Source organism: Xanthomonas sp. LMG 12460 (genome assembly GCF_009192895.1).
GTDB classification, from domain to species: domain Bacteria; phylum Pseudomonadota; class Gammaproteobacteria; order Xanthomonadales; family Xanthomonadaceae; genus Xanthomonas_A; species Xanthomonas_A sontii.
This window is the reverse complement of the sequence record NZ_NKUH01000081.1, coordinates 1-23,417: the sequence shown is the minus strand read 5'-3', so window position 1 is coordinate 23,417 and position 23,417 is coordinate 1. Positions and strand designations below refer to the sequence as shown.

The following is a 23,417-nucleotide window of genomic DNA, read 5'->3' as shown; positions in this document are numbered from 1 at the left end:
CCCCTGCCCCGCGTTCCGGGGGCCAGCAAGCCCTCGGCCGCCCCGCCCGCCCCCCCCCCCCCCCCCCCCCGCCCCCCCCCCCCCCCGGCCCCCCCCCCCCCCCCCGGCAAGCCAGCCCCCCCGCCCCCCCCCCGAGGCGCCGCCCCCCCCCGCGCCCCCCACCGCCGATGCCGCTGCACAGCCTGCCGCCACGGAAGGCGACAACGCCGCGGCCAAGCCGGTCGCCGCCAGGACCCCGAACGGTCCGGAGCCGGTCGCCGGCACCGACTACGTCGACATCGCCGGCGGCCAGCCGTTCCAGCCGACCAACGGCAAGATCGAGGTGGCCGAGATCTTCGGCTACGTCTGCCCGGCCTGCGCGCGCTTCCAGCCGCTGATCGGCCCGTGGAAGGCCGGCCTGCCGTCGGACGTGCGCTTCGTCTATGTGCCGGCGATGTTCGGCGGTACCTGGGACGACTACGCCCGCGCGTTCTACGCCGCCGAGGCGCTGGGCGTGCAGGAGAAGACCCACGATGCGCTGTACAAGGCGATCCACGTCGACGAGACCCTGAAGGGCGAGCGTGGCCGCGACTCGGTGCAGGACATCGCCAACTTCTACGCCAAGTACGGCGTGGACCCGAAGCAGTTCGCCGACACCATGGGCAGCTTCGCGGTGGCCACCAAGACCAACCGCGCCAAGCAGTTCGCCACCCGTAGCGGCATCACCGGCACGCCGTCGCTGATCATCAACGGCAAGTACCTGGTCAAGGGCAAGAGCTACGACGACATGCTGCGCGTGGCCGATCACCTGATCGCGCGCGAGCGCGCGGCGATGGCCAAGTAAGCCGTCCGCCCCGGGCCGCACCGCCGTGACCGCTCCCGCCACCCGCACCCTGCGCGTGCTGACCGCCAACATTCAGGCCGGTTCCAGCACGCGCCGCTACAGCGACTACGTGACCCGCAGCTGGTCGCACGCGCTGCCGGCCGGGCGCAAGCGCAGCAGCCTGGACGCGATCGCGCAGTTGGCCAGCGACCACGACATCGTCGGCCTGCAGGAGGCCGACCCCGGCAGCCTGCGCTCGGGCTTCACCAACCAGACCCACTACCTGGCCGAGCGCGCCGGCTTCAACTACTGGAGCCACCAGCCGAACCGACGCGTGGGCGGCGTGGCCTCCAGCGCCAACGGCCTGCTCAGCCGGCTGGAGCCGGTGGAAGTCCAGGACCACGCCCTGCCCGGCCGGCTTGGCGGGCGCGGCGTGCTGCTGGCCAAGTTCGGCAACGGCGCCGAAGGCCTGGCGGTGGCGGTGGCGCATCTGTCGCTGGGCGCCAACTCGCGCGCGGCGCAGTTGGCCTTCATCGCCGAGTTGCTGTCCGATCATCCCAACGTGGTGTTGATGGGCGACTTCAACTGCGTCGCCGACCGCCCGGAAATGCAGTTCCTGTACCAGCGCACGCGGCTGCAACCGCCGGGCTGCGTGGTGCCGACCTTCCCCAGCTGGCGCCCGCAGCGCGCCATCGACCACATCCTGGTCAGCGACGGCCTGCGCTGCAACGCGCAGCGTGCGGTGCCCGCCGCCTTTTCCGACCATCTCGCCGTGGCCACCGAAATCGAAGTGCCCCAACACTTGCTGCGCTGAGACAAAGCGCCACACCGGCATCTCATGTGGGAGGGGCTTCAGCCCCGACGCGACGCGCCAGACGTGCTCGGCAGACCCTGCGCTCAGCGACTTCACGAGCGAGACGCAAACGGCTTCAGCCGCGACGCATTTGCGAAAGTGCGTCGCGAGAAAGGCACCTCGAACCTGCTGCCACCGCAATCAAGCCGCATCAAGGCTTGTTCTCTACCCACCGCATCGGCAACACCCTGCGAGAGCACGCGCGCGCTCCCGCTAGGTCTTTCACGCACAGGTCGCGACTAGAACTTCAGATCCGCCCGCACATACAGGTAACGCCCACCGGGAATGCCGTAGGTGGAGGCGTCGTAGCCGTTGAGCGAACACGACAGGCAGATCGGCGGATCCTTGTCGAAGACGTTGTTGACGCCGCCGCTGAGGGTCAGGCCCTTGAGCCAGTCGAAGCGGTAGCCGACCTGCAGGTCGTGGTAGGTGATCGCGTCCAGCGTGTTGGTGCCGGCGACAGGATTGCTGCACACCGGGAACGCGACCGCGTCGCCGCATTGCTCGGTCAGCTCGGAGATGTGCCGCAGCGTCCACGACGCGTTCCAGCGCCCGCGCGACCAGTCCAGGCTCAGGTTGCTGGTCCACTCGGGAATCGAGCTGTCCACCACCTCCACGCCCGGGCGCTGCGGCTGCACCTGGCCGGCCGCGCCGGTGGCGACGTAACGGGTGACGAAGGTGTTCTGCCAGCCGATCTTGAAGCGGCCCGCCGCGGTCTCCGGCGAGTTCCAGAACAGGTCCACGTCCCAGCCGTCGGTCTTGATCGAGCCGAGGTTGGTCAGGCGGTTGTTGAAGCCGTTGATGCCGCCGGTGGAGGCGCGGGTGATGCCGTTGCAGTAGGTCGGCGACAGCGTGTCCACGCACAGGTCGAGCTGGGTCTGCGCGTTGATCGCCTGGATCGCGCCGTCGATGTCGTGGCGGTAGAAGGTCACCTCCACGTCGAAGCGGTCCGACCACGGCACGTTGCTGGCGAACCACGGGCTCCACACGAAGCCGGCGCTGAAGCTGCGCGCCTTCTCCGGCTCCAGCGCGCGGTTGCCGCCGGTGGTCACCGAGATCTGCGAGTTGGCCTGCTGGTAGCCGGCCGGCACGCCGAGCGTGGCGCAGTTGCTGGCGCTGCCGCGCGGCGCGGTGCCGCCCAGGCCGATCGAGCACGGGTCGGACAGGGTCAGGTCGGCGCGCGCGGCCGAGCCGTACAGTTCGCCGATGCTGGGCGCGCGGAAGCCTTCGGCATAGCTGGCGCGCAGCACGAAGTCCGGCGCCACCTGCCAGCGCAGGCCGTACTTCGGGGTGAACTTGCCGCCGAAGGTGGAGTAGTCGGAATAACGGCCGGCCAGGCTCAGGTCCAGTTTGTCGCCCAGCGGCGAGTCGGCGAAGATCGGCACGCTCAGTTCGAGGTAGGCCTCCTTGACGTCGTAGCTGCCCTGGGTCGGCAGCGACGGCACGCCGTTGTAGTGGCCGATCACGGTCAGCGGATCGGGGCGGTAGAAGCCCTCGTACTTGCGGTATTCCACGCCGGTGGCGAAGGACACCGCGCCGGCCGGCAGCCGGAACAGGTCACTGCTGAGGTTGGCGGTGAACTGGGTCAGCTCGTTCTGGCTGCGATCATGCACCACCGGCTGGATCCAGCGCAGCATGTCCGGGGTGATGCTGCCGGCGCCGCCGAAGATGTTCAGCGGCACGCAGCCGGCCACCGCCGCGCACGCCGCCGGATCGCCCAGCGCCAGGTTGATGTTGTAGATGTTGTAGCTGCCGTAGTTGGTCTGCTCGGCCTTGTTCTTGCTGTAGGCGCCGTTGACGTCCCAGAACCAGGTGCGGTCGGCGCCCTCGAAGCTGCCGATGAAGCCGGTGCCGACGTACTGGGTGTCCACGCGCTGCTCGAACACGCGCGCACCGCCTTCCACCGGGCGGCGCCCGATCATGATCAGGTTGCTGCCCGAATCCAGCGCGAAGCCGAACGGGTTGTACGGGTTGGCGGCGGAGATGACGATGTTGTCGGCCAGCGGATTGCCGGTGCCGGCGTCGGGGCCGAGGAAGATCGGTTCCGGTGCGGCCTGGTTGGTCGACTCGCGGCGGTTGCCGAGCAGCTTCAGGTACCACTGCACGTCGTCGTTGAAGAAGAAGCGGAACTGGCCGAACACGCCCTTGCGCTCGGACGGGGTCAGCAGCAGGTTGGACGCGGCGAAGTTGTAGCGGTCGGCGGTGGTGAAGCAGTGGTAGTCGTCGCTGCGGGTGCAGCCGCCGGTGCCGTCGTAACGCGGCGTGCGCGCACCGCTGTTCGGGGTCAGGTTCTGCTCGGCGCCGGTGTTGGGGTCGACGAAGATGAAACGCCCGTCCGGGGTGGCCGAACTGCCGAAGCTCAGGCCGGTGCCGGGAATCGGATACAGCGACTGCGCACGGTCGCGCGCGTAGATCGGATCCTGCTTGGTGTAGCTGGCGCCGAGGAACAGGCTGGTGCGCTCGGTGCTGTGGCCCCAGGCCAGGTCCACGCCCTTGCTGGCGCCGTCGCCCTTGTCGTACTCGCCGTAGTTCAGGGTGACCTGGCCGCCTTCGAAATTGCGCCGGGTGATGATGTTGACCACGCCGGCGATGGCATCGGAGCCGTACAGCGAGGAGGCGCCGTCTTCCAGCACCTCGACGCGCTCGACGATGGCCAGCGGGATGGTGTTGAGATCGGTGGCCGCGCCCACGCCCGAGGCCGAGGACTCGTTGACCCAGCGCATGCCGTCGACCAGCACCAGCACGCGCTTGGCGCCCAGGTGGCGCAGATCCACCTGCGCCGAACCGGCACCGACGCCGCTGCCGTCCGGCGGGAAGCCGAAATTGCCGGAGGAATTGAACTTGGCGTTCAAGGCCGAACCGGAGGCGGTGAGTTCCTGCAGCACATCGCCGATGGAGGTCAGGCCGGTGCGTTCGATGTCGGCGCGGCTCAGGGTCTGCACCGGCACCTGGCCCTCCACTTCGGCACGACGGATGCGGGTGCCGGTGACCTGCACGCTGTCCAGGGTGGTGGCCGTGCCGGGGGCGGCCGGGGGCGTCTGTTGCTGGGCGCCGGCGATGGCGGGGACGCCGCCGAGCAGGACCATGGATACCGCGAAGACCAAAGGATGGCGGTGCAGGAAATTCATCCGTCTCTCTCTCCAGAAAGGATGTGGGTCGGCCGCTGCGACCCCCTGCACCGCGACGGCGTGGAATTCTTTGTAAACAAATCGTAAACGGCCTGCAAGCGTCCGGCGGGCAAAGCGCGGGCCATCGCGACGACTGGTCGATCTGGTAGACACCGGATGCGCAAGACATCGTCAAGCAGCGCAACGCTCAAGCCCCTCTCCCCTCGGGAGAGGGGTTGGGGTGAGGGTACGGAGCGCGAAGCGCCCGCACCGATCTTGCGATCAGAGGCTTCGCCCGTACCCTCATCCGCCCCTGCGGGGCACCTTCCCCCGAAAAGGGGGCCATGGTCCCAATGGGAGAAGGGAGAAGCCGAGCCCCTCTCCCACCGGGAGAGGGGTTGGGGTGAGGGTACGGCGCGAAGCGACTCGCGGACTTCAGACGTACGAAGCTGCACCTGCACCTCATCCGCCCATGCCCGCCCCCCGGATGCCGGCCCAGCGTGCGATCCCGATCTGCGAACGCTGCGGGGCAGCGCGTTGACACGACGTGTTGTGACTCCACCCGTCGGCACATTGGCATCGCTGCATCCAGCACACTCGCCACCCAACCTGGACGGCGCGGCCACCCATCGTCACAACCACGCCGGCCAAAGCGACGACAGCGCCACCATCGCCAGTTGAAACGGCGATTCATCCGCGTTCGGTATAGTCCCGCGCATGATCCTGCGCACGTCTCTCCTGCTGCTCGCCGCCGCGTTGTGCGGCCCCGTTTCCGCCCTCGCCCAGTCACTGGATGCCCAGCGCCCGGCGATCCGCTCGGCGATCGACGATGCCGAGCAGGGCCGGTTCGATCCGGTCCGCGCGGCCGCGTTCAAGCAGCATCCGCTGTACGGCTGGCTGGAGTACGCCAACCTGCGCCGCAACATCGACAAGGTGTCCGATGCGCAGGCGCAGGACTTCCTCAAGCGCTACGCCGGGCAGCCGGTGGCCGAGAGCTTCCGTGCGCTGTGGCTGCCGGCGCTGGCGCGGCGCGAGGACTGGCCGGCGCTGCTGGCGAACTGGAAACCCACCGAGAACCTCGGCCTGCGCTGCGCCCAGCTCAATGCGCGCCAGGCCACCGGCCGCGCCGACGCGCAGTGGGTGGACGAAGCGCAGGCGCTGTGGCGCAACGCCGGCAAGTCGCTGCCCGACGCCTGCGATCCGGTGTTCGCAGTCCTGCAGGCGCGCGGCGGCATGACCGATGCGCTGCGCTGGGCGCGCGTGGAAGCGGCCGCCGACGCACAGCAGCCGGCGGTGATGCGCGCCGCCGCACGCGGCCTGCCCGCGGCCGACCTGGCCCTGGCCAACGACTACGCGGCGTTCCTGGACGCAGTGCACACCCGTGCGCTGACCTGGCCCAAGACCGAGCGCAGCCGCAAGGTGGCGGTGGACGGGCTGGCGAAGCTGGCCAAGACCGATCCGGACGCCGCCGAGCGGCAACTGCCGCAGTTCGCACAGGCACTGCAGTTCAGCGAGGCGCAGCGCGGCGCGGTGTTGTACCAGATCGCGCTGTGGACGGTGGCCTCGTACGGGCCGGATTCGGCGCGCCGGCTCAACGCGGTGCCCGAGTCTGCGTACGACGAACGCCTGCACGAGTGGCGCGCGCGCGAGGCGATGGCGCGCGGCGACTGGCCGGCGGCATTGGCCGCGATCCGCAAGATGCCGCCGGCGCAGCGCAACGATTCGCGCTGGCAGTACTTCGAGGCGCGGCTGGCGGAGAAGACAGGCAATGCCAGCGAGGCGCAGCGGCTGTACCGCGCGGCGGCCAGCTCCGCCACCTTCCACGGTTTCCTGGCCGCCGACCGGCTCAAGCAGCCGTACGCGCTGTGCCCGTGGGAACCGAACGACAGCGCGCAGGCGCAGGCGGCGGTGGCACGCGATCCGTCGCTGGTCCGCGCGCTCGAGCTGTTCAAGATCGACCGCGCCGGCTGGGCCGTGGCCGAGTGGAACGATGCGCTGAGCCGTTTCGACGACACCCAGCGGCGCCTGGCGGTGGAAGTGGCCAGCAACAACGGTTGGTTCGACCGCGCGGTGTTCGGGCTCGGCAAGCGCCCGGAGGAACAGCGCCTGTACACGCTGCGCTTCCCGTTGCACCACGCCGAGACCATCCGCCGCGAAGCCGGCAAGAACGCGATCGACCCGGCCTGGGTCGCAGCCGAAATCCGCGCCGAGAGCGTGTTCAACCCCAACGCCCGCTCGCCGGCCAATGCGATGGGCCTGATGCAGGTGGTGCCGGCCACCGGCGCCAGCGTTGCCCGCAACCTCGGCCTGGCCGGCTACGGCGGCGCCGCCAGCCTGTACGACCCGGACACCAACATCGCCATCGGCACCGCCTACCTGCGCCAGTTGCTCAACACCTACGGCCTGCCCTACCTGACCATCGCCGCCTACAACGCCGGCCCCGGCCCGGCCGCGCGCTGGCAGAGCCAGCGCCCGGGCCACGATGCCGATTTCTGGATCGAGACGGTCAGCTACAAGGAAACCCGCGAGTACGTGGCGCGCATCCTGGCCTTCAGCGTGATCTACGACTGGCGCCTCAACGGCGACGCCCTGCCGGTCACCGAACGCATGCTCGGCAAGCTGGACGCACCGCGGAAGAAGTTCGTGTGCGCGGCCGCTGGTGCGGCCGCCGGGAATGGGGAATAGGGAATGGGGAATCGCAACGGCGCACCGCGCGCAACCGCGTCGAACATTGGGTCAACACGCCAGCGCAACATCAGGCGAAGGGAATCTGCTTTTACCATTCCCGATTCCCGACTCCCCATTCCCAGCCCCCAATGAACATCTACCTCGTCGGCGGCGCCGTCCGCGACGCCTTGCTCGGTCAACCGCCCGGCGACCGCGACTGGGTGGTGGTCGGCGCCAGCGCGCAGCAGATGCTGGAGCTGGGCTACAAGCAGGTGGGCCGCGATTTCCCGGTGTTCCTGCATCCGCGCAGCGGCGAGGAGTACGCGCTGGCGCGCACCGAGCGCAAGGCCGGTCGCGGCTATCACGGCTTCGTGGTGCAGGCCGATCCGTCGGTGACGCTGGAAGAGGATCTGCAGCGGCGCGACTTCACCATCAACGCCATCGCCCGCGACGAGGCCGATGGGCGTCTGGTCGACCCCTATGGCGGCGCGCGCGATCTCGAGCAACGGGTGCTGCGCCATGTCGGCCCGGCCTTCGCCGAGGATCCGCTGCGCGTGCTGCGCGCGGCGCGGTTCATGGCGCGGCTGGCGCCGCTGGGATTCGTCGTCGCGCCCGAGACCATGGACCTGATGCGCACGATGGCCGCCGGCGGCGAACTGGAAACGCTGGTGCCCGAACGTGTCTGGCAGGAACTGCGGCGCAGCCTGGCCTCGGCGCAGCCCTCGGCGTTCCTGCGCACGCTGCGCGAGGCCGACGCGCTGCGCTGGGTGCTGCCGGAGCTGAACGCGCTGTACGGGGTGCCGCAACGCGCCGAGTACCACCCCGAGGTCGACACCGGGCGCCATCAGGAGCTGGTCAGCGACATGGCCGCGCGGCTGGCGCCGGGCGACGCACTGATCGGCTTCGCCGCGCTGACCCACGACCTGGGCAAGGCACTGACGCCGCCGGAGGAATGGCCGCGCCACCTGATGCACGAGCAACGCGGCCTGGCGCCGCTGCGCACGCTGTGCGAACGCCTCAAGGTGCCGCAGGAGCACCGGCAACTGGCCGAGATCGCCTGCCGCGAGCATCTGAACGTGCATCGCCTGGCCGAATTGCGCGACCGCACCGTGCACGAACTGCTGCAGCGCTGCGACGGATTCCGCAAGCCCGAGCGCGTCGCGCAGTTGGCCACGGTGTGCGAGGCCGACAAGCGCGGCCGTCTCGGCAGCGAGGACGCCGATTACCCGCAGGGCCGCACGCTGCAGCATCTGCATGCGGCGGCGCTGGCGGTGAACGCGCGCGACCTGGCGGCGCAGGGCCTGAGCGGCCCGCAGATCGGCGAGGCGCTGGCCAAGGCGCGGATCGCGGCGATCGCCGCGGCGCGGCCGTCGGCAACGCGGTCGGGAGAGCACGCGGGCTAATGTTCTGCTGCCACCATCAAGGTTCGTGCGCCCGCAGCTCGCGGAATCCCGAATCGATCGCGGCCGGGTCGGCGAACTCCACCCGCAGGCCCTTGGCGGCAAGCGCGAGTACCTCAGCGTCATCGACGGCGGTGCCGCTCAAGCGCGCGATCAGCGGACCCAGCACCGCGGTGGCGAACGCGCGGGACAACGCTGCACGACACGCCAGATCGGAGACATCCGCGGGGATGGCGCTGGCCGCCGCCAGGCGCTTCTCGAAATCTCGCAAGGGCTCGAAGAAGGTGGCGACCAACATGCCGACCCCAGGTTGCCCGACCGCCATCAGGCCATAGGGGGCGAACATGTACATGGCACGCCCATTTTCCTCGGGCAGGCCCATCTCGCTGGCCCCGAACAGATGCGCGATCACGAGCCGACCGCTCTGCCATGGCAACCGCACGAGGCTTCCTTCCCTGACATAGGCGCCGTTCTTCCACGCCGCGAAACCGGCACGAAACGCCTTCAGGAGCACGCCGGCGACATGCGGGTTGAACCCGGCAGGTGCGGCCGGATGCCGGGAATTTTCGGCAAATCGCCGGTGCAGCAACATCATTCCCACCGACAGCTTCATCAACCACAGATGCGCTTCATCGTCCGCGACCGCGGACCAGTCCTCCGACAGGCGCTGTTCCAGCCGTCCGAACTGGGCGTTGGCCTGCGGATCGGCAGGCGCCTTGAAATCGCAGAGCCTGGCGAAGCTGCCGGCATCGCCAAGCAACACCCGGCCCGCAGCTTGATGGCGTTGCGCCAGCCAGCGCGGAATCACATGCTCGCCGGCGCCTGACACCGAGATCCCGGTGAAGAGGCAGGCCGCGTCCATCGGCTCGTCGAGATAGCGGCTCGGTTCCATGCATCACCGCCTGCGTTGTCAGCGACCACCACTGTACAACGCGCACGGCAGCACGCGCGCGGTCCCGACCAGCCGACCGCGCGCGCAGCCGGAGCGCCGCCGCCTACTCCATCGCGCCCGCGATCCAGGTATGACGGACCTGCAACGCATCGTCCAGCAGCACCAGGTCGGCCTGGTAGCCGGGCGCGATGTGGCCGTAGCGGTGGTCCAGGCCCACGCACTGCGCCGGGTACAGCGAGGCCATGCGCGCGGCTTCTTCCAGCGGCACGCCCAGCCACTGCACGCTGTTGCGCACCGCGCTGGCCATGTCCAGCGCCGAGCCGGCCAGGGCGCCGGCGGCGTTGCGCACCACGCCGTCGATGGCGGTGATGGTTTCGCCGTACAGGTCGAACGCGGGGCTGTCGGCGCCGACCATCGGCATCGCATCGGTGACCAGGAACACGGTGCCGCGCGGCTTGGCCGCCAGCGCCACGCGCAGGCTGGCCGGATGCACGTGCACACCGTCGACGATCACCCCGCACCAGGCGTTGCGGTCTTCGAGTGCGGCGCCGACCACGCCGGGATCGCGTCCCTGCAACGGGGTCATGGCGTTGTACAGATGGGTGAAGCCGCAGATGCCGGCGTCCAGCCCGGCACGGGTCTCTTCGTAGCTGGCGGCGGTGTGGCCGGCGAACACGCGCGCACCGGCCGCGGCCAAGGTGCGGATGCTGGCCGCCGGCACGCGTTCCGGTGCCAGGGTGATCAGGGTGACGCCGTTGTCCAGCGAAGTGACCATGGCCAGTTCGTCGGCGTCGGGCACGCGGAACTTGTCGGCGTTGTGGGTGCCCTTGCGCGCCGGCGCCAGGTACGGCCCTTCCAGGTGGATGCCGAGCACGCCCGGCACCCCCTCGGCGATGGCCTGGCGGGTGGCGGCGATCGCCGCGCGCATCACCTCCACGTCGTCGCTGATCAGCGTCGGCAGGTAGCCGGTGGTGCCGTAGCGGCGATGGCCCTGGCCGATGCGGCGCAGCGCCTCGACGTCGGTGCGGTTGTTGAACAGCACGCCGCCGCCGCCATTGACCTGCAGGTCGATGAAGCCCGGCAGCAGGCTGCCGCCGCCCAGGTCGTGCTGCACCGGCGCTGCCGCCACGCGCGGATCGGCGTCGTCGAGCAGGGCGAGGATGCGCCCGCCCTCCAGCAGCACGCTGACGCCGTCGAGGAATCCGTCCTCGCCGAGCACGCGCGCGTTGCGCAGCGCCACCGTGGTCATCAGACGGTCTCCGTCACTTTGTTCAGATGCGGCGGCAGGTCCGGGTTGTAGCCACGGCGCAGCGCCAGGGCGTTGATCGCGCGGTAGAAGCTCTGGATCGCCAGCAGCGGCGCGCACGCCGGGTGCGGCGCGGCGACCAGCGGCAGGTCGCCGCCGGCGCTGGCCAGCCACACCTGCGCGCCGCGGCCGCGGAACTCCTCGGCCAGGCGCCGGGTGCCCTCGCCGGCTTCGTCCGGCTGGTCGAAGGCCAGCACCGGGAAACCCGGGCCGACCAGGGCCATCGGCCCGTGCTTCACTTCCGCCGAGCTGTAGGCCTCGGCGTGCAGGCCGCAGGTCTCCTTGAACTTCAGCGCCGCTTCCTGCGCCGCCGCCAGGCCCAGGCCGCGGTCGAGCACGAACAGGTTGTGCGCCTCGACCAGGCCGTCGGTGAGCGAGCGCCAGTCGGCCTGCCAGGCCGCACGCAGCGCCTGCGGCAATTCCTGCAGTGCGCCCAGCAGCGCCGGGTCGTTCTTCCAGTGCGCGCCGAGCTGCAGGATCGCCGCCAGCGAGGCCAGGTAGCTCTTGGTCGCGGCCACGCTCTTCTCCGGGCCGGCGCCGAGCGGAATCACCGTGTCGGCCAGCTGCGCCAGCGGCGAATCCTCGACGTTGACCAGGGCCACCACGCGCGCGCCGGCGTCCTTGGCGGCCTGCGCGTTGCGCAGCAGGTCCGGGCTCTTGCCCGACTGCGAGATCACCAGGTACAGCGCCCCGCGCAACTGCAGCGGCGCTTCGTACACCGAGCCCACCGACGGCGAGGCCGAGGCGGTGACCACGCCGAGCTGGGTCTCGAACAGGTACTTGGCGTAGGTGGCGGCGTGGTCGGAACTACCGCGCGCACAGGTCACCACGAACGGCGGCGGCGCGGCGCGCAACGACGCGGCGAGCGCGCTCACGGTGGCCTGGTTGCGTTCGAACTGCGCGGCGACGACCGCGGCGGCTTCCGCGGCTTCGCGGAACATCAGGGTTTCGGTTTCGGAGGGCAGCGCCATGGGCAGGGTCACGTGGGGTCTGGGGAGGAGGAACGGCGGGAATGCGGCTGCATGGGCGCGGTCGAGCCGCGCACCACCAGTTGCGGCACGAAGCCCTGGTTGTGCACCGGCGCCGGATGGTCTTCGTAGGCATCGCTGCGCAACTGGCTGATCAGCAGCCGCGCGGCGTGGCGGGCGATGTCTTCGGTGGCCTGCTTGGCGGTGGTCAGCGGCGGCCACGACTGGCGCGAGAACGGGCTGTCCTCGAAGCCGGCGATGGACAGGTCGTAGGGCACGTTCATGCCCGCCGACTTGGCCGCGGCCAGCACGCCGGCGGCGATCTCGTCGTTGGAGCCGAAGATCGCGGTCGGTGGTTCGCGCAGCGCCAGCAGGCGGCGGGCGCCGCGGAAGCCGTCGTCGAAGGTGTAGTCGCCGGGGATCACCAGGTGCTTGTCCAGGGTGATGCCGTAGTCCTTCAGCGCCGCCTCGTAGCCGGCATAGCGCTCGCCGCTGGAGCGATGCGAGGTGCCGCCCCACAGGAAGCCGATGCGCTGGTGGCCGAGCTGGATCAGGTGCTCGGTGATCTCGTAGGCGGCGTCGCGGTCGTCGACGTAGACGCACGGGCCGTCCTGCGGATCCTCGGTGGCGGCGATGATGCGCACGGTCTTGATCCCGCGCGCGGCCAGCGCCGCGACCAGGTCGGCACGCTCAGACATCGGCGCGGTCAGCACCAGCCCGGCCAGGCGCGAGCGCTGAGTCCACTCGGCCAGTTCCTCGGCGAGCATCGGCGCGGTGGAATCGCAGGGGTGGATCTGCAGGCCGAAGCCGGTCTCGCGGCAGGCGGCGAGCACGCCGTTCTGCACGCCGATGATGTGGTACGGGTTGGGGTTGTCGTACACCAGCCCGATCACGAACGGGGTGCCGCTGCGCAGGTTGCGCGCCGACGGATCCGGCTCGTAGTCGAGTTCGGCGATGGCGTGCAGCACGCGCGAGCGCGTGGCCTGCATCACCGACGGTTCGTTGTTGATGACCCGCGAAACGGTCTTCAGCGACACCCGCGCCCGTTCGGCGACGTCTTTGATGGTGGGTCTGCGCATTGGATAGGTTTGCCGAGTTGGAGAAAAGCGCGTCAGCTCACCGCGCGCCCTGGCCGACGCGGTGACCGCGCAGCGCGAAGAACAGGATGTACAGGTAGCAGGCGATCATCAGGCCGGCGAAGACCACCTGGAAATCGAAGGACTCCTTCAGATGGGCGAACAGCTGCGGCACCGCGGCGCCGCCCACGATGCCCATGATCAACAGCGCTGCGCCCTTTTCGGTGAACTTGCCCAGCCCCTTGATGGCCAGCGGGAAGATGGCCGGCCACATGATGGCGTTGGCGAATCCGAGCGCCGCCACGAACGCCACCGAGACATAGCCCCCGGTCACCATCGCGCACAGCGAAAACACGATGCCGAGGCAGGCCGAAATGGACAGGTACTTTTCCTGGGAGATGTACTTCGGGATCAGCACCAGGCCGAGCAGGTAGCCGGCCAGCATGCAGGCCAGGGTGCCGATGGTGAAATATTTCGCGTAGTCGAGCGAGAGGCCGAGGCTGTTGCCGTAGATGCCGATCGCATCGCCGGCCATCACCTCGGCGCCGACGTACACGAAGATGCACAACGCGCCCAACCACACGTGCGGAAACGCGAAGATGCTGTCGCGGCTGCGCTCGTCGGAGGCCGACGCGTTCGCCGTCTCGGGGCTGATCTCGGGCAAGGGCGAAAACAGGATGGCGACGGAAAGCACAGCCAGGATGCCGGCGATCGCCATGTAAGGGCCATGGATGCGGCCAGCGAACTCCTGCAACAGCAGCTCCTTCTGCGCCGGCAGCACCTGTTCGATCTGCGTCGAAAAATCCTCCATGCCGTGCAGGACCACCTTCGCCAGTCCATAGGTGGCCAGCGCGCCCGCCACCTTGTTGCAGATGCCCATCAGCGCGATACGGCGCGCCGCGCCGTCGATCGGCCCGAGAATGCTGATGTACGGATTGACCGCGGTCTGCAGCAAGGCCAGGCCGCCGCCGATGATGAAGATGCCGCTCACCGCGCCCACGTAGGAACGGGCATTGGTGAACTGGCCGAAGATCGCGGCGCCGATCGCCATGATCAGCAGGCTCAGCGCCAGGCCCTTCTTCATCCCGGTCAGCTTCAGGATGAACGAAGAAGGCAATGCCAGGCAGAAGTAGGAAATGTAGAACGCACTCGGGATGAGGAACGCGAAGGTGTCGCTGACATTGAAGGCGACCTTGGCGAACAGGATCAACGGCCCGTTGATCCAGGTAAAGAAGCCCATGATGAAGAACAACAGGCCGACGATGGCGATGGAAGCGTAGGGACTGGCGGGCCGTGCGGTGGTCATGGGCGGCGTGCTCCGGGAGGGCGCGGGGATCGGCGGTCAGCGTCGCAGTTCGGCGACGAAGTCGTAGTAGTCGTTGTGGCAATAGGTGTCGGTCAGTTCGATCGCGCTGCCGTCGCGGGTGTAGCCGACCCGCACCACGTGCAGGATCGCCTCGCCTTCCTTCATGCCGAGATGGCCGGCCAGCCGCGCCGGCAGGTTGATGGCGCGGAAGTATTGCAGCGCCCGCACCACCGGGGTGCCGCGCTCGTCCAGGTAGCTGTAGAGCGAATCGGCAATGGCGTGCGGATCGGGCACCACGTGCTGCGGCAGCACCGCCTTCTCGTAGGCCATCACCCGGCCGTCGGCGCTGCGCAGGCGGGTCAGCGCCGCGACGACGGTGTCCGGGGACAGGCCAAGGCGCAGGATCTCCTCGCCATGCGCCGGGCGCGTACGCCGCTCCAGCCAGCGCGTGCCCGGCTCCAGGCCCTTCATGCGCAGGGTTTCGCTGAAGCTGGCCAGGCCGCTGAGCTGGTGCTGGATGTGCGAGGTGACGAAAGTGCCGGCGCCCTGCCGGCGCGACACCAGGCCTTGTTCGACCAGCGCATCCACGGCCTGACGCAGCGTGACCCGCGACACCTGCAGGTACTCGCACAGCTGCCGTTCGGCCGGCAACGCCTCGCCCGGCTTCCACTGCCCGCCCTTGATCGCCTCCACCAGCTTGCTGGCCAGTTGCAGGTACAGCGGCGTCGGCGCGTCCGGGTCCACGGCCAGCGCATGCAGGCGTGGATCGGCCTGCGGCTTGGGCTTGGTCATGGCGAGCTCTCCAGTCCGCATGGATTCATTATGTCCAATATAGTACCAATCGGCGGGTCGTGCACGTCGCGCCACAGCACGCGGCGCAGGCCCCGGACCGACAGCGCTGCCCGACCACGGCAACAGCGCAGTGGCGCGTCACCCCGAAATTCGCGGCGGCGAGTCGCCCAAGCCCCCTGGCCTCGGGCCGCGCCCTGCGCGCAGCGAGCGGCCGATTCCCGCCAGCGCTGGCGCCCATGCCCAGACGGCGGTCATGGCCGATGCCGATGGGCCATGTGCCGGTATCCGCCCTTCGACAGGCTTGGGTGCACCGCCGCAAACCGCATCGTTGTCACCGGCGGGCACGAATTTGTCTACAAGCCACAAGACCAATCGCGGCGATGCCTGGCAGAGGTCTGAACCACCGCCCCTGCGACCGCCCGGATCGCGATAAAACCCCGGAAATCGGCCCAAGTCATCGACGTGAAGGCCGGTACGCGACCCGACAGGCCGCGGCGCAATCCCAGACACCACGGCCCGGTTTTGCCACGCCACCGGGCCACCCCCGCGGCATCGCGTTGACATCGTTGTCACCGGATCGTAAAGGTTCTGCACGCTTCGCAACGAATTCGGCACAAACACGGCGTCCGCGGACCCAGGGGAATCGGCATCGGTCCGCGCCGCCAGGCAGCACGCAACTCCGTCCCGCACCGTCGGTCACGCCGACGGCGCCCATCCATGAATGATGAGGAGAGACATCATGCGTCACCGCCCGTCCGTCCTGTCGGCCGCCATCGCCGCCAGCGTCCTCGCCTTCGCCGCGCAGGCGCAGCAGGCCGATTCCGCCGCCACCGATCTGGACGCGGTCCAGGTGGTCGGCATCCGCGCCAGCCTGGAGAAGTCGCTGGACACCAAGCGCAACAACGTCACCGTGTCCGAGGCGATCACCGCCGAGGACATCGGCAAGTTCCCCAGCACCAACGTCGCCGAGGCGTTCGCCCAGATTCCCGGCGTCACCATCGACCGCCGCTTCGGCCAGGGCGAGCGGGTCAGCATCGACGGCACCGATCCCAGCCTCAACCTGTCGTTCCTGGACGGCCACCCGGTGGCGCAGGCGATCTGGCTGTACGGCGAGCAGCCCAACCGCGGCTTCGACTACACCCTGCTGTCGCCGCAGATCCTGGGCCGCGCGGAGATCGTCAAGTCCACCGAGGCGCGGCTGACCGAAGGCAGCCTCGGCGGCACCGTGCTGATGCATACACGCCAGCCGCTGGACCTGAAGGCCAACGAGATCGCCGGCTCGGTCGGCTACAGCTACAGCCAGCAGGCCAGCGAGGGCAAGCCCAACGCCTCGCTGCTGTACAGCTGGAAGAATCCGCAGGAGACCTTCGGCGTCGCGGTGTCCGCGCAGCATTACGAGGAACGCGTGGACCGCCAGGGCCTGGAAGTGTTCGGCTACGCCAAGGCCGGCAGCTTCGCCAATGCCGCCGGCGTGCCGGCCGATGCGGACGTGCCCAACTCGATCAACGCCGCCTGGTTCCAGCAGGACCGCAAGCGCGACAGCGCAGTGGTGAATCTGCAGCTCAAGCCCAACGAGGCGCTGGAGTTCAACCTCAGCGGCCTGTACATCAAGGAAGACTTCGACAACTACAACCAGTCGATGTACAGCTTCCTCACCTGGAACCCGGGCACCGTCGCCGCGGTCGACGCGCTGGGCGACGTGCGCAACGGCGTGGTCAACAGCGGCCATTCCAGTGCCAACGCCAATGCGGGCGGCGGCACGGTGATCTACGACAACAACGTGCGCCAGTCGCAGGTGACCACCAAGGGCCTGGACCTGCGCGGCGCCTACCGCGGCGAACGCTGGACCTTGCGCGGCCAGGTCGGCCAGAGCAAGTCCGACAACGACCACCTGGCGCAGTACTTCATCGAGCCGTTCTACAACGGCGGCTTCCGCTGGGATCTGGACCGCGGCATCCGCTTCGACGATCCCACCGCCGCGCGCAACCCGGCCAACTGGGGCTCGGCCGGCGGCTGGATCGGCAACAACGGCGTGTTTTCCACCCAGAGCAAGGACCGCTACGGCCAGCTCGATCTGGACCTGCAGTTCGACGGCGTGTTCAACCAGTTGCTGGTCGGCGTGCGCCAGGGCAAGCACGACGAGGACTTCGCGCTCAACGTGTACGGCGGCGTCACCCCGGCCACCCTGGCCGACATCGGCACCATCGGCCTGACCGACATCCGCGGGTTCTATCCCGACCACGGCCAGCACGTGCAGGCCGGGCGCGGCAACGTGATCGACTGGATCCGCAACAGCCCGGTCGACTACGCCAATCCGGACCCGTCCAGCTACCTCAACAACACCTGGGCGCTGCAGCAGACCAACAACGCCGGCTACGTGCAGCTGAACTTCTCCAACGCCGGCCTGCGCGGCAACCTGGGCCTGCGCTACGTGCGCTCCAAGACCGAAGGCAGCGGCTTCGTCTACAGCGGCACGCCGACCCTGCAGGATCTGGACAGCAAGTGGCGGACCCGCACGCAGACCGAGCACTTCCTGCTGCCGTCGTTGAACCTGGCCTACGACACCGACAACGACTGGGTGTTCCGCTTCGGTGCCGGCAAGGTGATCGCCTGGGCGCCGTACAACCAGATGGTCAACAACACCTTCCTCAACGACACCACGCTCACCGGCAGCGGCGGCAATGCCGCGCTGTCGCCCTACGAATCGTGGAACTTCAACCTCTCGGCCGAGTACTACTTCGCGCCGCAGGCGGTGGTGGCGTGGTCCATCTTCTACAAGAAGATCGACAACTACATCGACACCTCGGCCACCATCGAGCGCCAGTACAACGCGATCCGCGACACTTCGCCGCAGACCTGGGCGCAGATGCTCGGCAGCAACGGCTGCACCGCCGACGGCTACTGCGACTACAGCATCCAGCGCCCGCGCAACGCCGGCACCGGCAAGGTCAAGGGCTTCACCCTGGCCTACCAGCAGCCGTTCGGCGACAGCGGCTTCGGCCTGTCGGCCAACTACACCTATGCCAGCGGCGAGAACAACAGCGGCAACCCGCTGCCCTACCAGTCGCGCAACAGCGTCGCCTTCAGCCCCTACTACGAGAAGGGACCGTGGAACGCGCGGATCAGCCTGAACTGGCGCGACAGCTACCTGGCCGGCGGCTACGTCGCCGGCGCCGCGCCGGCCAGCGTCGACGCCTACACCGACCTGGGCGCGAGCGTGGGCTATCCGTTCAACGCGCAGTGGTCGCTGCAACTGGACGCACAGAACCTGCTGGACGAGGAATACCTGCAGTACCTGGGCGACAAGGACCACCCGGTCGGACGCTACCACAACGGCCGCCGCTACATGGCGACGCTGCACTTCAAGTTCTGAGCGTGAGGCTTCACCTGCGCTGCGGCATCATCGCCGCGGCGCAGGTGCGCACAGACCAGTGGACGCAGCGCCGGCGCGCGACCGCCGGCGCATGCACGGGCACGCCTCAGCGCGGGAACTGCACGTGCCCGTCGGCGAAGTACACGCCCTTGTCGCCCTGGCTGGGCAACGCGCCGAGCGTATCGGTGACCACCTGGCCGCGGATGTCGGTGAGGCGGATCTCCAGCAGTTGCGCGCCCATCTGCTCGCCGACGAAATGGTTGTACGCGGTCTTCGGCAGGCTGACCCAGTCGCCGTTCTTCCTGTATTCGAACTTCACCACCGGATAGCGGTGGTTGCGCACCTGGATCGCCGCCCAGTACTGCGAGCTGCCTTCCTTGATCCGGTACACGACGTTGCCGGTGACCGGCGCGGCCACCACCTGCCAGCGGATCGGGATGCGCCCGGCGCTGGTGTCGCCGATCGCAGCGAAGGCATTGGGCGACAGGTCCAGCCCGCAGTCGGCGCCTTCCGGATACAGGTCGGTGACGTACACGGTGACCGTGCCGCGCGGTCCCTGCACCTGCAGATAGGCGCCGGCCAGCGCCGCCTGGATTCCGCCGTCATTGAGCTGCGTCGGGTTCAGCGCGGTGATCGTGGCGGTCGGGTCGATGGGATCCAGCAGCAGCGCGCCGCCGGAATAGCCGGAACTGGTGTAGGTGGCGGTGCCGCTGCAGACATCGTTCCAGGCAGCGTTGACGGGTGCGGCGGCACTGATGGCCAGGCACAGCGCGGCGAACAGGCCGGCGCCGCGCGCGGCACGGGGGGAGTAGCGTGCTTGCATGCGTGTTCTCCTGCACAGGCGCGCGGAGTCGCCGCGCGGCGACCGGGCGGGGTGCCCGGCGCCGGCACTCTAGGCCGCGGTACGCGTGCCGCGCCTTGCGCGCGGCCTGGGATTCCACAACTTGGCCGACGCCGTAGACCGCGCGGCCACGTCGCTCAACGGCGGCTGCCGCGCTCCAGCCGCCACAGCAGATCGCGCCACGGCGTGGCCGCGGTGGCCATGCCGGCCGCCACGCCCAGGGCGTCGGCCAGGGCATCCAGCGGATCGGCCGAGCGCGTGGTGGTCCAGGCGCCCTGCGCGAATTCGATGCCCACGCCCAGCGCCAGCAGACCCAGCGCGGCCCAGGTCCAGGCGCGTGGTCCGGCATAGACCTGCACCGCCGCGGCGGCCAGCACCAGGTAGGCGATGAAGTGCTCGACCTTGTCGGTGTCGGGCAGGTCCGACAACTGCGGCGGGTGCGGCATCAGGCACACGTAGATCAGCACCGCGATGCCCAGCCACCACAGCCCCAGCCACAGCCAGGGCCAGCGGAAGTCGCGCACTACCGCCATCACAGCCGCCAGGTCAGGTCGCCGGACAGGAACGCCGGCGCCAGCGACACGTCGCGCTCGAAGCCCATCACCTGGAAACGCTCGCCCATCTCGCTGGGCAGGGTCAGCTGCTTCACCTGCTGACGCAGGCGCAGTTGCGCGGCTGCGTCGCTGCGCGCCTCGGCCTCGGCCAGCAGCGCGTCCAGGCCGTTGCCGAGCAGGAAGCTGGCCTGATTGCAGTAACCGGCCAGGTCGAAGCCCGCCCCGGTGCCGGCCTCGGCCAGCGCGGTGAAGTCCACCGACGCGGTCAGGTCCTGCAGGCCCGGCCAGCGGTACGGATCGGCATGCGTGCGATGCCGGTAGAACGCACGCAAGGTGCCGTCGTCGCGCTCGGGCAGATAGAACTCGCGGCGCGGATAGCCGTAGTCCACGAACAGCATCGCGCCGCTGCGCAGGCCGCCGGCCACCGCCTGGATCCAGTACGGCAACTGCGGCAGCAATTCGGAACGGTAGCCGTCGGCGAAGGGCGCCTGCAGATAGCGTTCGATGTGCCGCACCGCCGCCGCCAGCAGCGGATCGGCCGGCTGCTCGCCGCGGCGGAAGCGGCCCTCGCCATCCAGCGTCACGGTCTCTTCGAACACCTCGCCATCGCGCAGCGCGAAGCGCGGCGTCGGCAGGGCGTCGATCACCTCGTTGGCGAACAGCACGCCGTTCCAGTCGTCGTCGAACGGCCGGTCCAGCCATTCCACCAACTCGAACACCGGCGGGATCAGCGCGCGCGCCAGGCGCTCGCGTTGGCGTTCGCGCAGGTCGGCGCTGGGCTCCAGGATCGCATAGCGCTCTGGCAGCGCATCCAGCGCCAGCAGGCGCTTGAGCATGACCTCGGCGAACGCACCGCTGCCGCCGCCCACTTCCAGCATCCGCGCCTGCGGCCCGAGTTGCTGCAGCACCGGCGCCAGCGCATTGGACACGGTGGCGGCGAACAGCGGCCCCAGTTCCGGCGCGGTGACGAAATCGCCCTCTTCGCCGAACTTGCTGCTGCCGGCGCTGTAGTAGCCCAGGCCGGGCGCGTACAGCGCCAGCTCCATGAAGCGCGAGAACGGAATGGCTCCGCCGGCGGCGGCGATCTCGGCGCGCATGTGCGCGGCCAGGCGCTCGCTGTGGGCCAGCGCGGTGGCATCGGGCAAAGGAAGGTCGGTGGGCATGCGCTGCGCGATTGCGTGGACAATGCACAGCATAGCCGAGCATGGAACCCGTACATGACCCAGACCAAAGTCGCCCTGATCACCGGCAGCGCGCGGCGCATCGGCGCCGGCATCGCCCGACGCCTGCACGCAGCCGGCTATGACGTCGCCTTGCATGCGCACACCTCACAGGCCGAACTGCAGACGCTGGCGCAGGAACTGGAATCCCTGCGCGCCGGCAGCACGCTGACCCTGCAGGCCGACCTGCGCGACACCGCGCAGCTACCCGACCTGGTGGCGCAATGCGTGGCGCGCTTCGGCCGCCTCGACGCACTGGTCAACAACGCCTCTAACTTCTATCCCACGCCGTTGCACGAGGCCACACCGGCACAATGGGACGACCTGTTCGCGGTCAACGCGCGCGCGCCGCTGTTCCTGGCGCAGGCCGCCGCCGCGCAACTGCGCCAGCACGGCGGCGCGATCGTCAACCTCACCGACCTACACGCGGAAACGCCGCTGCGCGCGCATCCGCTGTACAGCGCAGCCAAGGCCGCCCTGGCGATGCTGACCCGCTCGCTGGCGCTGGAACTGGCACCGCAGGTCCGCGTCAACGCCATCGCCCCCGGTGCGATCCTGTGGCCCGACGCCGGCAAGGACGCCGCCTCGCAGCAAGCCCTGCTGGCACGCACCCCGCTGGCGCGTACCGGCCAGGTCGAGGAAATCGCCGAGGCTGTGCGCTGGCTGCTCGACGACGCCAGCTTCGTCACCGGGCAGACCGTGCGGGTGGATGGGGGGCGCGGGCTGACTTGAAGGCTGGGAACCGGGAATAGGGAATGGGGAATCGGCAAGCGCGACCTCTTTCCCGCCATTGCTGAGAGCTACGCCAGGCCGCGCCATGACAGCGCGACGATCGGCCCGGCAGCCGGCTCTACCGATTCCCCAATCCCGATTCCCCATTCCCGGCTTCATCATCCAACTCGACCACCTCGAACGCCTTGCCATGCTCGGCATGCGCCTGCCATAGCCCGCCCAGGGTTTGGCCGGTGACCGGGTCGACGAAGTCGGCGGCGATGTCCGCCAGCGGCTTGAGCACGAAGGCGTGGCGCAGCTCGGGGCGCGGGATGCGCAGGTGGCCGGGGCCTTCGACGATGCGGTCGCCGTAGAACACCACGTCGATGTCCAGGGTGCGGTCGCTGAAGCGCGGGCCGCTGCGGTCGCGCCCGTGCGCGTCCTCCAGCGCATGCAGCCAGTCGTCCAGCGGCGCCAGCTCCCAGTCGGTCTGCAGCGCCACCGCGTTGTTCAGGAAGGCCGGCCCGTCGAAACCGACCGCCGCGGTGCGATAGGTCGGCGACACCGCGACCGCACCGAACTGCCGGCGCAGCGCCGCGATCGCCGCGGCCAGGTGGTGATGCGGGCGCAGGTTGCTGCCCAGGCTCAGAAGCACGGTGGTCATGCGCTATTCGCGCATGCCGCGACCGCGAGCGTCAACGGCTAGCCAAGCCCGAGCCGCCCCCATAGAATCGGGACGTACCCGGTTCTCGGCAGCGCCATGACATATTGCGTCGGCATCGAAGTGGACGAAGGCCTGGTCTTCGCCGCTGACACCCGCACCAACGCCTCGCTGGACGACGTCCGCGTCCACCGCAAGCTGCATGTGTTCGAGTATCCGGGCCAGGCGGTGTTCGCGCTGATGTCGGCCGGCAACCTGGCGACCACGCAGCTGACCCTTTCGCGCCTGCAGCGCGACGCCGACGATGCGGACGCGCCGCGCAGCCTGCGCACCTTCCGGCACCTGTTCGAGGTCGCCGAATACGTCGGCGACGTACTGGCCTCCAGCCAGGTCAAGCTGTCCGAGCAATCGCAGCACAGCGGCATCAACGTGCAGTCGACGCTGATCCTGGGCGGGCAGATCGCCGGCGAACGGCCCGGGCTGTACATGATCTATCCGCTCGGCAACGCCATCGCCACCTCGCCGGAAACGCCGTACCTGCAGATCGGCGAATCCAAGTACGGCAAGCCGATCCTGGACCGCATCATCCGCTCGGAGATGCAACTGGAAGACGCCGCGCGCACCGCCCTGGTGTCGCTGGACTCGACCATCCGCTCCAACCTGTCGGTGGGCATGCCGATCGATGTGGCGCTGATCCGCCGCAACGACCTGCGGGTGACCGAGCGCATGCGCCTGGAAGCGGACACCCCGCTGTACGCCGAGATCCACGACACCTGGTCGCGCAAGCTGGAGAACGCCGTGCGCACCCTGCCGCGCTTCCCCTGGGAACCGGCCCTGTCCGCCGACCACGACACCGAATCGCGCGACGCCCTGCAGCCCCTGCCCCCC

16 protein-coding genes and 2 pseudogenes are annotated in these 23,417 nt (G+C 69.3%); 7 read left to right on the top strand and 11 right to left on the bottom strand.

Going from position 1 to position 23,417, the window contains the following annotated elements; all coding sequences use genetic code 11:
* Nucleotides 1-229: 229 nt before the first annotated feature.
* Both CEK66_RS15865 and CEK66_RS15860 read left to right on the top strand, forming a co-directional pair.
* A pseudogene (locus CEK66_RS15865) lies at nt 230-823 on the top strand (thiol:disulfide interchange protein DsbA/DsbL); the annotation flags it as partial.
* A 25-nt stretch (nt 824-848) separates the two neighbouring features.
* Complete coding sequence (locus CEK66_RS15860) at nt 849-1,616, top strand: endonuclease/exonuclease/phosphatase family protein (RefSeq protein ID WP_152237554.1); 768 nt, start codon at nt 849-851, stop codon at nt 1,614-1,616.
* 278 nt (nt 1,617-1,894) lie between these two features.
* Here CEK66_RS15860 and CEK66_RS15855 read toward each other — a convergent pair whose 3' ends face one another.
* Complete coding sequence (locus CEK66_RS15855) at nt 1,895-4,783, bottom strand: TonB-dependent receptor (protein WP_017914885.1); 2,889 nt, start codon at nt 4,781-4,783, stop codon at nt 1,895-1,897.
* Nucleotides 4,784-5,479: 696 nt separating this feature from the next.
* Between CEK66_RS15855 and CEK66_RS15850 the strand changes: the two genes are divergently transcribed.
* Nucleotides 5,480-7,447, top strand: coding sequence for a transglycosylase SLT domain-containing protein (locus CEK66_RS15850; protein WP_152237553.1), 1,968 nt, complete (start codon nt 5,480-5,482; stop codon nt 7,445-7,447).
* A 131-nt stretch (nt 7,448-7,578) separates the two neighbouring features.
* Entirely contained in the window at nt 7,579-8,832 is a 1,254-nt protein-coding gene (locus CEK66_RS15845; RefSeq protein WP_152237552.1) for a multifunctional CCA addition/repair protein, read from the top strand.
* A gap of 16 nt (nt 8,833-8,848) precedes the next feature.
* Here CEK66_RS15845 and CEK66_RS15840 read toward each other — a convergent pair whose 3' ends face one another.
* From CEK66_RS15840 to CEK66_RS15815, 6 genes are all read right to left on the bottom strand, one after another.
* Nucleotides 8,849-9,721: a hypothetical protein gene (locus CEK66_RS15840; protein ID WP_152237551.1), complete on the bottom strand. Its 873-nt coding sequence runs from the start codon at nt 9,719-9,721 to the stop codon at nt 8,849-8,851.
* Between the two features lie 103 nt (nt 9,722-9,824).
* Entirely contained in the window at nt 9,825-10,970 is a 1,146-nt protein-coding gene (nagA, locus tag CEK66_RS15835; protein ID WP_152237550.1) for an N-acetylglucosamine-6-phosphate deacetylase, read from the bottom strand.
* Nucleotides 10,970-11,998, bottom strand: coding sequence for an SIS domain-containing protein (locus CEK66_RS15830; protein ID WP_152237549.1), 1,029 nt, complete (start codon nt 11,996-11,998; stop codon nt 10,970-10,972). The genes nagA and CEK66_RS15830 overlap by 1 nt, the downstream gene beginning before the upstream one ends.
* A gap of 8 nt (nt 11,999-12,006) precedes the next feature.
* Nucleotides 12,007-13,074 carry a LacI family DNA-binding transcriptional regulator gene (locus CEK66_RS15825; protein ID WP_010343153.1) on the bottom strand — a complete coding sequence of 356 codons (1,068 nt, stop codon included), beginning with the start codon at nt 13,072-13,074 and terminating at the stop codon, nt 12,007-12,009.
* Nucleotides 13,075-13,111: 37 nt separating this feature from the next.
* Nucleotides 13,112-14,377, bottom strand: a complete 1,266-nt coding sequence (locus CEK66_RS15820) for a sugar MFS transporter (protein ID WP_152237548.1) — start codon at nt 14,375-14,377, stop codon at nt 13,112-13,114.
* 36 nt (nt 14,378-14,413) lie between these two features.
* Entirely contained in the window at nt 14,414-15,169 is a 756-nt protein-coding gene (locus CEK66_RS15815; RefSeq protein ID WP_010343151.1) for a GntR family transcriptional regulator, read from the bottom strand.
* A gap of 739 nt (nt 15,170-15,908) precedes the next feature.
* On the opposite strand from CEK66_RS15815, the gene CEK66_RS15810 reads away from it, so the two are divergent.
* Nucleotides 15,909-18,542, top strand: a complete 2,634-nt coding sequence (locus tag CEK66_RS15810) for a TonB-dependent receptor (RefSeq protein ID WP_152237547.1) — start codon at nt 15,909-15,911, stop codon at nt 18,540-18,542.
* Nucleotides 18,543-18,648: 106 nt separating this feature from the next.
* Here CEK66_RS15810 and CEK66_RS15805 read toward each other — a convergent pair.
* The 3 genes and pseudogenes from CEK66_RS15805 to CEK66_RS15795 form a co-directional block, all read right to left on the bottom strand.
* A pseudogene (locus CEK66_RS15805) lies at nt 18,649-19,254 on the bottom strand (expansin EXLX1 family cellulose-binding protein); the annotation flags it as partial.
* 266 nt (nt 19,255-19,520) lie between these two features.
* Complete coding sequence (locus CEK66_RS15800; protein ID WP_152237545.1) at nt 19,521-19,916, bottom strand: VanZ family protein; 396 nt, start codon at nt 19,914-19,916, stop codon at nt 19,521-19,523.
* Nucleotides 19,916-21,100, bottom strand: a complete 1,185-nt coding sequence (locus CEK66_RS15795; protein WP_152237544.1) for an SAM-dependent methyltransferase — start codon at nt 21,098-21,100, stop codon at nt 19,916-19,918. Before CEK66_RS15795 ends, CEK66_RS15800 begins: the two co-directional genes overlap by 1 nt.
* Nucleotides 21,101-21,154: 54 nt before the next feature.
* Here CEK66_RS15795 and CEK66_RS15790 point away from each other — a divergent pair, with 54 nt between their 5' ends.
* A complete protein-coding gene (locus CEK66_RS15790; RefSeq protein WP_152237543.1) occupies nt 21,155-21,889 on the top strand; it encodes a pteridine reductase in 735 nt (244 codons plus the stop codon).
* 118 nt (nt 21,890-22,007) lie between these two features.
* Here the strand turns inward: CEK66_RS15790 and folK are convergent, their stop codons facing one another.
* A complete protein-coding gene (gene folK, locus CEK66_RS15785) occupies nt 22,008-22,532 on the bottom strand; it encodes a 2-amino-4-hydroxy-6-hydroxymethyldihydropteridine diphosphokinase (protein WP_152237542.1) in 525 nt (174 codons plus the stop codon).
* Nucleotides 22,533-22,628: 96 nt separating this feature from the next.
* On the opposite strand from folK, the gene CEK66_RS15780 reads away from it, so the two are divergent.
* The coding region (locus CEK66_RS15780) for a 20S proteasome subunit A/B (protein ID WP_152237541.1) at nt 22,629-23,417 on the top strand (789 nt) is incomplete at its 3' end.